The organism is Actinosynnema sp. NPDC059797, assembly GCF_042732085.1.
GTDB lineage: Bacteria > Actinomycetota > Actinomycetes > Mycobacteriales > Pseudonocardiaceae > Actinosynnema.
Map to the genome: position 1 here is coordinate 17,975 of NZ_JBHWIE010000019.1, position 13,177 is coordinate 31,151.

General features: G+C 74.0%; 17 protein-coding genes. 6 read left to right on the plus strand and 11 right to left on the minus strand.

Annotated features, from left to right (window positions below):
• The first annotated feature begins 70 nt into the window (after positions 1–70).
• Complete coding sequence (locus ACFV4N_RS08605) at positions 71–676, plus strand: DsbA family oxidoreductase (protein ID WP_499671857.1); 606 nt, start codon at positions 71–73, stop codon at positions 674–676.
• Positions 677–689: 13 nt separating this feature from the next.
• On the opposite strand, the gene ACFV4N_RS08610 is transcribed toward ACFV4N_RS08605, so the two are convergent.
• Complete coding sequence (locus tag ACFV4N_RS08610) at positions 690–1,655, minus strand: quinone oxidoreductase family protein (RefSeq protein ID WP_499671858.1); 966 nt, start codon at positions 1,653–1,655, stop codon at positions 690–692.
• Positions 1,656–1,723: 68 nt separating this feature from the next.
• On the opposite strand from ACFV4N_RS08610, the gene ACFV4N_RS08615 reads away from it, so the two are divergent.
• From ACFV4N_RS08615 to ACFV4N_RS08625, 3 genes are read left to right on the plus strand one after another with little or no spacing between them, the layout of a single operon-like run.
• Positions 1,724–1,948 carry a hypothetical protein gene (locus ACFV4N_RS08615; protein ID WP_499671859.1) on the plus strand — a complete coding sequence of 75 codons (225 nt, stop codon included), beginning with the start codon at positions 1,724–1,726 and terminating at the stop codon, positions 1,946–1,948.
• A 10-nt stretch (positions 1,949–1,958) separates the two neighbouring features.
• Positions 1,959–2,378 (plus strand): guanyl-specific ribonuclease, encoded by a 420-nt coding sequence (locus tag ACFV4N_RS08620; protein ID WP_499671860.1) that lies wholly within the window; start codon positions 1,959–1,961, stop codon positions 2,376–2,378.
• Positions 2,375–2,659 carry a barstar family protein gene (locus tag ACFV4N_RS08625; protein WP_499671861.1) on the plus strand — a complete coding sequence of 95 codons (285 nt, stop codon included), beginning with the start codon at positions 2,375–2,377 and terminating at the stop codon, positions 2,657–2,659. The genes ACFV4N_RS08620 and ACFV4N_RS08625 overlap by 4 nt, the downstream gene beginning before the upstream one ends.
• Before the next feature lie 9 nt (positions 2,660–2,668).
• Here the strand turns inward: ACFV4N_RS08625 and ACFV4N_RS08630 are convergent, their stop codons facing one another.
• Complete coding sequence (locus ACFV4N_RS08630) at positions 2,669–3,445, minus strand: enoyl-CoA hydratase-related protein (RefSeq protein ID WP_499671862.1); 777 nt, start codon at positions 3,443–3,445, stop codon at positions 2,669–2,671.
• A 61-nt stretch (positions 3,446–3,506) separates the two neighbouring features.
• On the opposite strand from ACFV4N_RS08630, the gene ACFV4N_RS08635 reads away from it, so the two are divergent.
• Together ACFV4N_RS08635 and ACFV4N_RS08640 are read left to right on the plus strand one after the other, a co-directional pair.
• On the plus strand, positions 3,507–4,112 hold the full coding sequence (locus ACFV4N_RS08635; RefSeq protein WP_499671863.1) for a DJ-1/PfpI family protein: 606 nt from the start codon (positions 3,507–3,509) through the stop codon (positions 4,110–4,112).
• A complete protein-coding gene (locus ACFV4N_RS08640) occupies positions 4,109–4,570 on the plus strand; it encodes a MarR family winged helix-turn-helix transcriptional regulator (RefSeq protein WP_499671864.1) in 462 nt (153 codons plus the stop codon). The genes ACFV4N_RS08635 and ACFV4N_RS08640 overlap by 4 nt, the downstream gene beginning before the upstream one ends.
• A gap of 16 nt (positions 4,571–4,586) precedes the next feature.
• On the opposite strand, the gene ACFV4N_RS08645 is transcribed toward ACFV4N_RS08640, so the two are convergent.
• From ACFV4N_RS08645 to ACFV4N_RS08685, 9 genes are read right to left on the minus strand one after another with little or no spacing between them, the layout of a single operon-like run.
• Positions 4,587–5,315, minus strand: coding sequence for a sirohydrochlorin chelatase (locus ACFV4N_RS08645; protein ID WP_499671865.1), 729 nt, complete (start codon positions 5,313–5,315; stop codon positions 4,587–4,589).
• A complete protein-coding gene (locus tag ACFV4N_RS08650) occupies positions 5,312–6,184 on the minus strand; it encodes an ABC transporter permease (protein ID WP_499671866.1) in 873 nt (290 codons plus the stop codon). Before ACFV4N_RS08650 ends, ACFV4N_RS08645 begins: the two co-directional genes overlap by 4 nt.
• Positions 6,171–6,959 carry an ABC transporter ATP-binding protein gene (locus tag ACFV4N_RS08655; RefSeq protein WP_499671867.1) on the minus strand — a complete coding sequence of 263 codons (789 nt, stop codon included), beginning with the start codon at positions 6,957–6,959 and terminating at the stop codon, positions 6,171–6,173. The genes ACFV4N_RS08650 and ACFV4N_RS08655 overlap by 14 nt, the downstream gene beginning before the upstream one ends.
• 21 nt (positions 6,960–6,980) lie before the next feature.
• Positions 6,981–8,057: an ABC transporter substrate-binding protein gene (locus ACFV4N_RS08660; RefSeq protein ID WP_499671868.1), complete on the minus strand. Its 1,077-nt coding sequence runs from the start codon at positions 8,055–8,057 to the stop codon at positions 6,981–6,983.
• Positions 8,058–8,070: 13 nt separating this feature from the next.
• The gene (locus ACFV4N_RS08665; protein ID WP_499671869.1) at positions 8,071–9,390 is read right to left on the minus strand and encodes a sulfate adenylyltransferase subunit 1; all 1,320 of its coding nucleotides are present in this window, start codon (positions 9,388–9,390) and stop codon (positions 8,071–8,073) included.
• Positions 9,391–10,320, minus strand: a complete 930-nt coding sequence (gene cysD, locus ACFV4N_RS08670; RefSeq protein ID WP_499671870.1) for a sulfate adenylyltransferase subunit CysD — start codon at positions 10,318–10,320, stop codon at positions 9,391–9,393.
• A complete protein-coding gene (locus tag ACFV4N_RS08675; RefSeq protein WP_499671871.1) occupies positions 10,317–11,018 on the minus strand; it encodes a phosphoadenylyl-sulfate reductase in 702 nt (233 codons plus the stop codon). Before ACFV4N_RS08675 ends, cysD begins: the two co-directional genes overlap by 4 nt.
• Positions 11,015–11,176, minus strand: coding sequence for an Insertion element protein (locus ACFV4N_RS08680; RefSeq protein ID WP_380636663.1), 162 nt, complete (start codon positions 11,174–11,176; stop codon positions 11,015–11,017). Before ACFV4N_RS08680 ends, ACFV4N_RS08675 begins: the two co-directional genes overlap by 4 nt.
• A complete protein-coding gene (locus ACFV4N_RS08685) occupies positions 11,173–12,864 on the minus strand; it encodes a nitrite/sulfite reductase (protein ID WP_499671872.1) in 1,692 nt (563 codons plus the stop codon). The genes ACFV4N_RS08680 and ACFV4N_RS08685 overlap by 4 nt, the downstream gene beginning before the upstream one ends.
• Between the last annotated feature and the right edge of the window lie 313 nt (positions 12,865–13,177).

The window sequence follows — 13,177 nt, forward strand, 5'->3', positions numbered from 1 at the left end:
TGCCGGCTTCTTGTCCGATCGGATGGTTGAACCGGGGAACAACGCCGTTCCGCGGCGGGTTGTCCGGATCGTGCAGCTCGAGGTGTGGTCTGACGTCGTGTGCCCCTGGTGCTACATCGGCAAGCGCAAGCTGGAACGCGCGCTGGCCGAGTGGGACGGCGAGCCCGTGACCGTGGTGTGGCGGCCGTTCCAGCTCCAGGCGCAGGCGAAGAGCAGCGGCCGGCCGATGGTCGACGTGCTGGCGGAGAGGATGGGCGCGGAGGGCGCGCGGGAGGCGCAGCGCCGCGTGACGGAGGTGGCCGCGGCCGAGGGGCTCGCCTACGACCTGGGCAAGCAGGTCGAGGCGAACACGTTCGACGCCCACCTGCTCCTGTTGGCGGCCCGCGACCGGGGCGTGCAGGGCGCGGTGGGCGAGCGGTTCTTCCGCGCCCACTTCACCGAGGGCGCGGACGTCGGCGACCGCGCGGTGCTCGTGGCGCTGGCCGAGGAGGCCGGGCTGAGCGGGGCGGCGGACGCGCTCGCCGACGACGCCCTGGCCGAGCGCCTGAACGAGGAGCTGGCCGAGGGCCTCGCGATCGGCGTGCGGTCGGTGCCCACGTTCGTGGTGGGCCGGCGCGGGGTCGCCGGGGCGCAGGACCCCGAGGTGCTGCTGGACCTGCTGCGCGGCGCCGGCTGACCCGCGGCCCGGTCTAGCGGCTGAACACGATCTTGCCCGCGGTCTCGCCGTCGAGCATGGCGCGGAAGCCCTCCTCGGCGCGCTCGAACGGCAGCTCCGCGCCGATCTGCGGGCGCAGGCCGTTCAGGGCGCAGAACGACAGCAGGTCGCCCAGCTCCTCCCGGGTGCCCATGGTCGAGCCGACCACGCGGAGCTGGAGGAAGAACAGCCGCTGCAGCTCGGCGGCCGTGGCGTCGCCGCTGGTCGCGCCCGAGATGACGACGATGCCGCCGGGCTTGAGCGACTTCATCGAGTGCGACCAGGTGGCCTTGCCGACGGTCTCGAACACGGCGTCCACCCGCTCCGGCAGGCGGGCGCCGGACTCGAAGGTCTCGTGCGCGCCCAGGCTCGCGGCCAGCGCCCGCTTCTCCTCGGTGCGGCCGGTCACCCACACCCGGAAGCCCGCCGCCCGGCCGAGCTGGACCAGCGCCGTGGACACGCCGCCCGAGGCGCCCTGGACGAGCATGGTCTGACCGGGGCGCAGGCCCGACTTCACGAACAGCATCCGGTACGCGGTCAGCCACGCCGTGCCCATGCACGCGGCCTCGGCGAAGCTCAGCCCGGCGGGCTTGGGCAGCGCGTTGCGGGCCGGCACCACGACGTGGTCGGCGAACGTGCCCTGGTGCTTCTCGGTCAGCAGGGTGCGGCCCGGGTCGAGGGTCTCGTCGCCGGACCAGTCCGGGTCGCCGATCACCGAGTGCAGCACGACCTCGGTGCCGTCCTCCAGCACGCCCGCGCCGTCACAGCCCAGGATCATCGGGAACCGGTCGGCCTTGATGCCGACGCCGCGCAGCGTCCACAGGTCGTGCATGTTCAGGCTGGCCGACCTCACCGCCACCTTCACCCAGCCCGGCGGGACCTCCGGCTCCGGCCGTTCGCCCACGCGCAGGGCGGCGATCGGGTCTTGCGGGCTCGGCTCGGCTGCGTAGACGGCGAACATGCGGGCAACTTACCGACTGGTAGCGATCCGCGTGCGGTGAAGCGCGTCACCCGACTAGGCTCGGCGTCGTGGTGGACGCCTTCCAGCAGTGGTGGGACGGGGTCGAGCTGTGGATGGCGCAGCTGGCCTTCCCGTTCCAGTTCGCGCTGCTCATGGCCGTGCTGCTGCCGCTGTGCCTGGGTGCGGCCCGGCTGATCGACCGGGTCGTGGACAACGCCTCGACCAGGTTCAACCCGGTCCCCAAGGTGCCGCCGGCCCAGCCCGGCGAGGCGGAGCCGGGCAGCGGTTCGTAGGCTCGCCCACGTGACTCCCGCTCGCCGCCTGACCGTCGGACTGCTGGGCCTGATCGCGCTGGTCGTGATCGGCTACTTCGCGCAGGGCGTGACCGGCACGGACCCCGCGCCGACCTCGGCGCAGGTGCCCGGCGCGTCCTCCGGCCTGCCGGTCGAGGAGCTGTCGGACCTGCCCGCGCAGGCCCGCGAGACCTGGGAGCTGATCGAGCGCGGCGGGCCGTTCCCGTACCCGCGCAACGACGGCGTGACGTTCCAGAACCGCGAGAAGCGGCTGCCCGCGCAGGCCCGCGACTACTACCGGGAGTACACCGTGCCCACGCCCGGCAGCGACGACCGCGGCGCGCGGCGCCTGGTCACCGGCTCGGCCGACGAGGTGTTCTACACCGGCGACCACTACGCGTCGTTCGTCGTCGTGGACGTGACCCGGTGAGCGCCCACCGGCACGAAGTGCGCGCGGGCGCCCGCACGAAGGCGGAGGCCGTCGCCGCCATCGCCGACGCGCTGGACTTCCCCGACTGGTTCGGGCACAACCTCGACGCCCTCTACGACAGCCTCACCGACCTGTCGTGGCTGCCGCCGGGCGAGCACGTGCTGGTGTGGGAGGGCGGCGTGCCGGAGGTCGAGGCGGTGCTGGCCGACGCCGAGGCGCGCACCCGGGAGGTCGGCGACCGCAGGCTGACCGTCGTCCTGGGTCGCCGACCGGGGGCCTAGGCCGGGGCCTCAGTCCTCCGCGGGCACCCAGGACGGCTTGCGCTTGGCCACGAACGCGGCGATGCCCTCCTGGCCCTCGGGCCCGCCGAAGTGCCGCGCGGACAGCTCCAGCATGTCGGCGAAGACCACGCCCAGGTCGTTCGACCGGGGTTCGCGCAGCATCAGCTTGGTGGCGGCCAGGGCGCCGGGCGCGCCCAGCGCGAGCATGTCGGTGTAGCGGGCGACCTCGTCGTCCAGCCGGTCGGCGGGCACCGCGGAGTTGATCAGGCCGATGGCCGCGGCGCGCGGCGCGGCGAACGTCTCGCCGGTCAGGAACAGCTCGTGCGCGGCGCGGGGCAGCAGGCGGGGCAGCACGGTCACCGAGATGACCGCGGGCACCACGCCGATGCGGACCTCGCTGAACGCGAACGTGGCGGTGTCCGCCGCGACCGCGATGTCGCACGCGGCGACCAGGCCGACGCCGCCCGCGCGGGCCGGGCCCGCCAGGCGGGCGACCACGGGCTTGGGGCTGGTCCACAGCCGTTCCAGGATCGCCGGGAACTCGTTGACGCCCTGCTGGTCGGCGCTCGCGCCGCCCGCCTCCTTGAGGTCCATGCCCGAGCAGAACACCGGTCCGGTGTGGCTCAGCACGACCACCCGCACGGCGTCGTCGGCCGTCGCGGTGTCCAGGTGCGCGGTCAGCTCGGCGCGGAGCCGCCGGGACAGGGCGTTGCGGTTGTGGGGGGAGTCCAGCGTGATCGTCGCGATGCCACGCCGCACCTCGTAGTGGACCAGCTCGTCTGCCATGCGCCGCACTCTACGGCCGGGTCTGTTTGACAGCATGCTGTCAAATTGACAGGATGCTGTCATGAAGACGATCCACCTCGCGGTGTACGACGGCCTGGCCGACTGGGAGTTCGGGTACGTGGCGGCCGGGGTCAACAACCCGGCGTTCCAGCGGGAGCCCGGCCGCTTCCGGGTGCGTACGGTCGGCGCCACACCCGACCCGGTGACCACGATCGGGGGCCTGCGGGTCGTGCCCGACCTCGTCCTGGCCGACGTGGACCCGGCGGGCAGCGCCCTGCTCGTCCTGCCCGGCGCGGACGCCTGGTCCACCGGGGAGCTCGGCGCGTTCGGCCGGGCCGCCCGCCGCTGGGTGGGCGCGGGCGTGCCGGTGGCCGGCATCTGCGGCGCGGTGGCCGGCCTGGCCGCCGAGGGCCTGCTGGACGACCGGCGGCACACCGGCAACGCGGTGGAGGAGCTGGGCGACTACGCCGGGGCCGGCCTGTTCGCCGCCGACCGGGCGGTGCGCGACCGCGGCGTGATCACCGCGGGCGGCGCGTCGCCCCTGGAGTTCGCCCGGGAGGTCTTCGCGGAGCTGGACCTGTACCCGGAGGAGGTCCTGGAGGCCTGGTACGGCTTGCACCGCACGGGCGACCCGGCGTGGTTCGGCAGGTTGGCGGGTGCGGTGTGACCGAGCCGCGCACCGAAGCCGGGGACGTGCTGACCGAGGTCATCATGCGCACGTTCCGCCTCTACGGCGGCTTCCTGGCCGCCGCCGAGGTGATGACCGCGCCGGTCGGCCTCACCGCGGCGTGGTGGCAGGTGCTCGGCGCGGTGCTGCGGGAGCCGCTGCCGGTGTCCGGCATCGCCCGCGCGATGAGCCTGACCAGGCAGAGCGTGCAGCGCATCGCCGACCTGCTGGTGGACAAGGGGTTGGCCGAGTACCTGCCGAACCCGGCGCACAAGCGCGCCAAGCTGCTGCGGCCGACCGAGGCGGGTCACGCGGCGGTGCGCGGGCTGACCGAGGCGCAGCACGCGTTCACCAACCGCATCTCGGCCCGCGTCGACCTGGCCGACCTGCGCACCGCGCTGGGCGTGATGGACCGGCTGGTCGAGGCGCTGGAGGAGGACGAGCGGGACCGGCGGTGACCCGGCACCGGCCCCCTCAGGCCGTGCGCGCCAGCGGGGTGAGCGCGCTCGCGTAGCGGTGCAGGACCAGCTCCGCCACCTCCGGGTCCGGGCCCAGCGGCGGGGCGATCACCGCGTCCCCGCCCGCCAGCCGGGCCACGCGGTCCGGCAGGAGGCCCGGCGCCAGGAACCACGACGCCACGGCGATGCGCCGCGCGCCCCGCGCCCGCAGCCGCTCCACCGCGGTCGGCACGTCCGGTGACGCGGACGCGGCGAAGGCCGCCTCCACGCCCGCCCACCCCGAGCCCGCCGCCCACCGGGCCGCGATCGACGAGACCAGCGCGTTGGCCGGGGCGTGCGAGGAGCCGGCGCCCGCCAGGACCACGCCCAGGGACCTGTCGCCCGAGCGCACGCCCACCGAGGCCAGCCGCCGCAGGGCGGCCGACTCCAGCCTCGGGTCCGGGCCCAGCACCTCGGCGATCGCCACGTCCAGGCCGGGCGAGCGGGCCTCGGCCACCGCGCCCGGCACGTCGACCCGCGCGTGGAACGCCTTGCCCAGCAGCAGCGGCACCACCACGGCCGAGCGGTGGCCCTCGGCCCGCACCGACCGCAGCACGTCGCCCAGCAGCGGCGCCGACAGCTCCAGGAACGAGGCGCGCACGTCCAGCGACGGCCGCAGCGCCCGCACCACCTCCAGCAGCTCGTGCACGGTCGCCGCCGACCGGGGGTCCCGGCTGCCGTGCGCCACGGCCACCAGCGCGGTCACAGCGCGCCCGCCAGCCCGCGCGACCGCAGCACGGCGCGCTCCAGGGGCCGGAACACCAGCAGCTCGATCCCCACGCCGACCAGCAGGATCAGAAAGATCGCCGCGATCACCACGGAGATGTCGTTCAGCGACGAGCCGTTGTGCAGGTACTGGCCCAGGCCCTCGCCCAGCTGCGGCGAGGTGGCGATGATCTCCGCCGCCATCAGCGACCGCCACGAGAACGCCCAGCCCTGCTTCAACCCGGCCAGGTAGCCGGGCAGCGCGGCGGGCAGCAGGATGTGGCGGGCCGCCGCCAGGCGACCGGCGCCCAGGGCCTGCCCGACGCGCGGCAGCAGCGGCGGGATCTGGTCCACGCCGGACACCAGGCCGTTGGCGATCGACGGGACCGAGCCCATCAGCACCACGAAGTAGATGGTGGCCGGGGTGGCGCCGAACCACAGGATGCCCGCGGGCACCCACGCCACCGACGGCAGCGACTGGAGCCCCGTCAGCAGCGAGCCGATGGCCGCGCGCACCACGCGCACCTTGGCGATGAGCAGGCCCAGCGGCGTGGCGATCACCACGGCGGTGAGGAAGCCCAGCACCGCCCGGTGCACCGAGGTCCACAGCACCTCGACGGCGCGGCCGGTCTCGACCGCCTCGACCACCTCGCCCCACACCGCGCCGGGCGACGGGAGCTGGTACTCCGGCCAGAACGCCAGCGCCCACAGCGCCTGCCACACCGCGACCAGCAGGCCGAGCGCGATCAGCGGCGGCAGGGTGGTGCGCAGGAACCGCTTGCGCAGCGAGGGCCGCCGCTCGCCCGACGGCGCGTCGAGCGCGTCCAGGCCGGCGCCGACGGCGGCGAGGTCCGTGTCAAGCCGCGGCATGACCGCTGATCACCTCGCGCAGCCGGCCCGTGATGTCGCCGATCAGGCCGGCCTCGTCGTCGCCGGTGGTGTCCCACTCGCGCACCACGCGGCCCGGCCGCGAGGACAGCAGCACCACCCGCTGGCCCAGCCGCACGGCCTCGCGCACGTCGTGGGTGACGAACACGATCGCGGTCCCGGTCTCCCGCCACACCCGCACCAGCTCCGCCTGGAGCACGTCGCGGGTGATGGCGTCCAGCGCGGCGAACGGCTCGTCCATCAGCAGCAGGCCGCCGCGGTCGTCCTCGGCGCCGCCCAGCGTGGAGGCCAGGGCGCGGGCCAGGGCCACGCGCTGCCTCATGCCGCCGGACAGCTCGTGGGGCCGCTTGTGCCCGGCGCCGTCGAGCCGCACCAGCGACAGCAGCTCACCCGCCTTCTCGCGGCGCGGGCCGCGCTTGACGCCCGCGAGCCGCAGCGGCAGCTCCACGTTGCGCGCCGCGGTCAGCCACGGCATCAGCGCGGCCTCCTGGAACATCACCGCGGGCCGCGAGGTGGTCAGCTCGATGCGGCCCGAGGTGGGCGCGTCCAGCCCGGCGACCAGGTTCAGCAGGGTCGACTTGCCGCAGCCGGACGCGCCGAGCAGGCACACGAACTCGCCCGGCGCGACCCGCAGGTCGACGCCGTCGAGCGCGACGACGGTCGAGGAGCCGTGGCCGAAGGCCTTGCGCACCCCGGACAGGGTCACCGCGGCGTCCACATCGGACACCGCCGGGGTGTTCTCAAGCGTGGCGGTCATGGCGTGCCTGCCTTCCTCGGGTCACTTCTCGTCCAGCCCGGCGGTGTCCACGGCCGGCCTGCCGGCCTCGGTGAGCACCGCGTTCAGCAGCGTGAGGTCGGCGAGCCCGGCCACGTTCGCGGCCCGGTCCGCCACGCCCGCGGTGACGGCGTCCTGCGCCAGCCGCGGGAAGGTCCCGGCCAGCGGGTCCGGGGTCAGCTCGATGTGGTCGAACGCGCGGTCGAGCACCCGCTCACCAAGCGCCTTGCCGGTGAGGCGCTCCAGCGCGGCGTTGACCACCCGCTTCGCCTCGGCCTCGTCGGACCGGGCGAGGTCGGTGGCCGCCAGGTGGCCGCGCAGCAGCGCCTCGACCGTGCTCGGGTGCTCCTGGAGGAACCTGGTGCGCACCAGCACGACCGTGGTCGGGAACCGGCCGCCGTCCCACAGCTCCGCCTCGTCCAGCAGCACCTCCGCGCCCGCCTCCAGCACCAGCCGCGACGACCACGGCTCCGGCGCCCACGCGGCGTGCACGTCGCCCCGCCGGAACAGGTCCAGCGTCTTGGAGTTCTCCGTGTTGGTCACGACGACCTGGTTCGGGCCCGCGCCGGCGGGCAGGCCCTGGTCGGCCAGCCACTTCTTCAGCGCCACGTCCTGGGTGTTGCCCAGCTGCGGCGTGGTGACGACCTTGCCCCGCAGGTCGGCGGCCGAGCCGAGGCCCGGCTTGACCACGAGCTGGGCGCCGCCCGACACGGCGCCCGCGACCAGCCGGACCGCCTCGCCGCCGGACTTGGCGTAGGCGTTGATCGCGGGGCCCGAGCCCAGGTAGGCCACGTCCAGCGAGCTGCCCAGCAGCGCGTTGACCGCGTCGGGCCCCGCGTTGAAGGTCTGGGTGGTGAGCGCGGTGCCGCCCAGCTCCCGGGCGAACAGGCCCTTGTCGACGCCGATCAGCGCGGACGCGTGCGTGACGTTGGGGAAGTAGCCGAGGCGGACCTCCGCCGCGGCGCCCAGGTCACGCGCCGGCGCGTCCTCGCCGCGGTCGATCCGGGAACACCCGGTCGGCGCGGCGAGCGCGACGAGCGCCGCCAGCGACGTGCCGAGGAACCGGCGTCGTGTGCTCACGGTCGTGGACCTCTCAGGGACCGGGGGAGACGAGGGCGCGGCCGTCCTGCCCGACGGCGTCGTCGCCCAGCTCGGGCAGCGGCGCGCCGACGAGGCCCGCCGCCAGCGTGCTGCCGTCGGCGGCGTCGATGACCAGGAACGAGCCGGTGCGCCGGTTGCGCGCGTAGTCGTCGACGGGGATGGGCTCGGCCGTGCGCAGGTTCACCTGGCCGATCTCGTTGAGGCCCAGCGAGCCCGGCGCGTCGGTGCTGGCGAGCCGCTGCTCGTCGAACCGGGTCCGCAGCTGCGTGACGATCGCCTGCACGGTGCGCGTGCCGTGCTTGACCAGCACGCGCGCGCCGGGCGCGAGCGGCTTCTCCGACAGCCAGCACACGGTGGCGTCCAGCTCGTCGGTCACGGTCGGCGGCACGGCCGCGGCGGCGATCAGGTCGCCGCGCGAGATGTCCAGGTCGTGCTCCAGCAGCAGGGTCACCGACCGGCCGGCGGCGGCCTCGGACAGCGGGCCGTCCGCGGTGTCGATGCCGGCGACGGTCGTGCGCAGCCCGTTCGGCAGCACGGCGACCTCGTCGCCCACCCGCACGGTGCCCGCCGCGACCAGGCCCGCGTAGCCGCGGTAGTCCGGGTGCTCGGCGGTGCGCGGCCGGATCACGTACTGCACGGGGAAGCGGAACGGCGCGTCGTGCGGGTCCGGCTCGACCGGCACGGTCTCCAGGTGCTCCAGCAGCGTCGGGCCCCCGTACCAGGGGGTGCGCGCGGAGCGCTCCACCACGTTGTCGCCGGCCAGCGCCGACACCGGGATCTCCACCACGGCGTCCTCGGGGAAGCCCAGCGCGGTGGCGTGCGCGGTGAACTCCTTGGCGATGCGGGAGAAGGTCACCTCGTCGAAGTCGACCAGGTCGATCTTGTTCACCGCGAGCACCAGGCGCGGCACGCCGAGCAGCGCGAGCACGGCCGCGTGCCGGCGGGTCTGCTCGACCACGCCCTTGCGCGCGTCGACCAGCAGCACGCCGAGCTGCGCGGTGGACGCGCCGGTCACCGTGTTGCGGGTGTACTGCACGTGGCCCGGGGTGTCGGCCAGCACGAACGAGCGCTTCGGCGTGGCGAAGTAGCGGTAGGCGACGTCGATGGTGATGCCCTGCTCGCGCTCCGAGCGCAGGCCGTCGACCAGCAGCGACAGGTCGGGGGTCGCCAGGCCGCGGTCGGCGCTGGCGCGGTGCACCGCGTCCAGGGTGTCGGCCAGCACCGACTTGGTGTCGTACAGCAGCCGCCCGACCAGGGTGGACTTGCCGTCGTCGACGCTGCCCGCCGTGGCGAGCCTCAACAGGTCGCTCATCTAGAAGTAGCCCTCCCGCTTGCGGTCCTCCATGGCGGCCTCGGACAGCCGGTCGTCCGCGCGCGTCGCGCCCCGCTCGGTGAGCCGCGAGGCGGCCACCTCGGCGATGACGGCCTCGATGTCGGCGGCGTCGGACTCGACCGCGCCGGTGCACGACCCGTCGCCGACGGTCCGGTAGCGGACGGTCTTCTCGACCTTCACCTCGCCGTCGCGCGGACCGCCCCAGGGGCCCTCGGCCAGCCACATCCCGTCGCGCAGGTACACCTCGCGCCGGTGGGCGTAGTAGATCGACGGCAGCTCGATGCCCTCGCGGGCGATGTAGTGCCACACGTCCAGCTCGGTCCAGTTGGACAGCGGGAACACGCGCACGTGCTCGCCGGGGCGGTGGCGGCCGTTGTAGAGGTTCCACAGCTCGGGGCGCTGGCGGCGCGGCTCCCACTGGCCGAACGCGTTGCGCAGGCTGAAGATCCGCTCCTTGGCGCGGGCCCGCTCCTCGTCGCGGCGCCCGCCGCCGAACACCGCGTCGAACCGGTGGGTGGTGATGGCGTCGAGCAGCGGCACGGTCTGGAGCGGGTTGCGCGTGCCGTCGGGGCGCTCGGTGAGCCGGCCGTCGTCGAGGTAGTCCTGGACCCGGGCGACCTCCAGGCGCAGCCCGTGCTGCGCCACGACGCGGTCGCGGAACTCGATGACCTCGTCGAAGTTGTGCCCGGTGTCCACGTGCAGCAGCGGGAACGGCACCGGCGCGGGCCAGAACGCCTTGACCGCCAGGTGCAGCAGGAGCGTGGAGTCCTTGCCGCCGGAGAACAGGATCACCGGCCGGTCGAACTCGCCCGCGACCTCGCGGAAGATGTGGATCGCCTCGGACTCCAGGCGGTCCAGCGCGTCCAGCGTCGTGGCCGGCGCGATGGTGGGGGTGGTGGTCGTGGTCATCCGTGCAACCCGCATTCCGTCTTGGCGAGCCCGGCCCACCGGCCGCTGCGCGCGTCCTGCCCCGGCAGCGGCTTCGCCGTGCACGGCGCGCAGCCGATCGACGGGTACCCCTGCTGGACCAGCAGGTTCTCCAGGATCCCGTGCTCGCGGATGTAGCCGTTGAACTCGTCGTCGGTCCACGGCGCGATCGGGTTGACCTTCACCAGGCCGTTGCGCTCGTCCCACTGGACGATCGGGGTGTTGGCGCGCGTCGGCGCGTCGACCCGGCGCACGCCGGTCACCCACGCGTCGTACTTGGCCAGCTCGCGCCGCAGCGGCACCACCTTGCGCAGGTGGCAGCACCTGCCCGGGTCCGTCTGGTGGAGCAGGCCGAACTCCGCCTCCTGGTCGGCCACGGACTGCTCGGCGGCGGCGTTGACCATCCGCACCTCCGGGTAGACCAGCTCGACCGCGTCGCGCACGCCGATGGTCTCGGCGAAGTGGTAGCCGGTCTCCAGGAACAGCACGGAGATGTCCGGCTTGACCTTGGTGGCCAGGTCGATCAGCACGGCGTCCTGCATGTTCGAGGCGACGATGAAGCTGTCGCCGAACGTGCGGGCGGTCCAGGCCAGCGCCTCCTCGGCACTGGCGTCCGCCAGCTCGACCGCGGCGGCCTCGGCGATCACCTTCAACTCGTCGACCCTGGTGGGGGCGGTCACCGCTGCACCTCCTTCTGTGGAAGGTTGAGTCCCACGAACTTGACCGTGAACACGCGGCGGCAGGAGGCGCACAGCCACGAGTGGGCCGGCTCCTCCTCGGGGCGGAGGTCCTCGTCCCCGCAGTAGGGGCAGTAGAAGGGGGTAGCGCGCTCGCTCATCGCAGGGCGTCCTCGTCGGCGCGGGCCACCCACTGCGCGAACCGCTCGTCGGGCTCGCGCTGCGCCACGAAGTTGCGCACCACCCGCTCGACGTAGTCCGACAGCTCGTCCGCGGTGACCTTGTGGCCGCGCAGCTTGCGGCCGAACCCGGCGTCCAGGCCCAGGCCGCCGCCCAGGTGCACCTGGAAGCCCTCGACCTGGTTGCCGTCGGCGTCGGTGACGATCTGGCCCTTGAGGCCGATGTCCGCGGTCTGGATGCGGGCGCAGGAGTTCGGGCAGCCGTTGATGTGCACCGAGACGGGCGCGGTGACCCCGGCCACGACGTCGGCCAGCCGGGCCTCCAGCGCGGACACCAGCTCCACCGCGCGGGCCTTGGTCTCGACGATGGCGAGCTTGCAGAACTCGATGCCGGTGCACGCCATCACGCCCCGCCGCCACGGCGACGGCTCGGTCTGGAGGCCCAGCTTCGCCAGGTCGGCCTGGAGGGTCTTGACCTCGCCCTCCGGCACGTCCAGCACGACCAGCTTCTGCTGCGGGGTCAGGCGCACCCGGGTGGACCCGGCGCGCTCGACCACCTTGGCGACCTCGACCAGCGTCGAACCGGACACGCGGCCGGCGATGGGCGCGGCGCCGACGTAGTACAGGCCGTCCTTCTGCCGGTGCACGCCGATGTGGTCGCGCGGCACGTCGGGCACCTCGGGCGCGGGGCCGTCGACCAGCTCCCGCTTCAGGTACTCGGTCTCCAGGACCTCGCGGAACTTCTCCGGGCCCCAGTCGGCGACCAGGAACTTGATCCGCGCCCGGTGCCGCAGCCGGCGGTAGCCGTAGTCGCGGAAGACCGCGATCACGCCCTCCCACACGTCCGGCACCTCGTCCAGCGGCACCCACGCGCCCAGCCGCTTGCCGATCATCGGGTTGGTGGACAGGCCGCCGCCGACCCACACGTCGAAGCCGGGGCCGTGCTCGGGGTGGTGGACGCCGACGAACGCCACGTCGTGGATCTCGTGGGCCACGTCCGGCAGGCCCGAGATCGCGGTCTTGAACTTGCGCGGCAGGTTCGAGTAGCGCGGGTCGCCGATGTAGCGGCGCAGGATCTCGTCGATCGCGGGCGTGGCGTCGGCCACCTCGTCCTCGGCGATGCCCGCGACCGGTGAGCCGAGGATCACGCGCGGGCTGTCGCCGCAGGCCTCCATCGTGGTCAGCCCCGCGGCCTCCAGCTTCTGCCAGATCGTCGGGACGTCCTCGACGCGGATCCAGTGGTACTGGACGTTCTGCCGGTCGGTGATGTCGGCGGTGTCGCGCGCGTAGGTCTGGGACAGCTCGCCGATCAGCGCGAGCTGCTGCGTGGTGAGCCGGCCGCCGTCGATGCGGACGCGCAGCATGAAGTACTCGTCGTCCAGCTCCTCCGGCTCCAGGGTGGCCGTGCGGCCGCCGTCGATGCCGGGCTTGCGCTGGGTGTAGAGGCCGTACCAGCGGAACCGGCCGCGCAGGTCGGCCGGGTCGATGGAGTCGAAGCCGCGGTGGGCGTAGATGTTCTCGATCCGCGCCCGCACGTTGAGCGGGTTGTCGTCCTTCTTGCTCCGCTCGTTCGGGTTCAGCGGCTCGCGGTAACCCAGCGCCCACTGCCCCTCACCTCGGCGCTGCTTGGCGCGAGGTGCCTTGCTCGCCGAGGTCGTCGGGGGGACCATCCTCGTCCTCCGGGGATTCGGGGCGCTGGGCGCGTGCGAGTCCCGGGGCGAGCCGCGGTGGGGGTCTCGTCAGCGCACCCGGGCGCCGACGGAACTACAGGTCAGGCGCGGGTCAGGCCGAACAGCGGCACATCGCGCTGGAAACGCGACGGAAGTCGACGTGGCGGCGGACCACCAGGCGGATTCCGTTCGACGTCATGGCCTCAGCGTGCCACGCGTCCATCCCGTGGTCCACCTCCATCCGCATGGTGGGACGGGGCTCACGGGGGTGGTAAGGGCTGGTAGGGGGGATGGGAGTGGGACACTGGAGGCC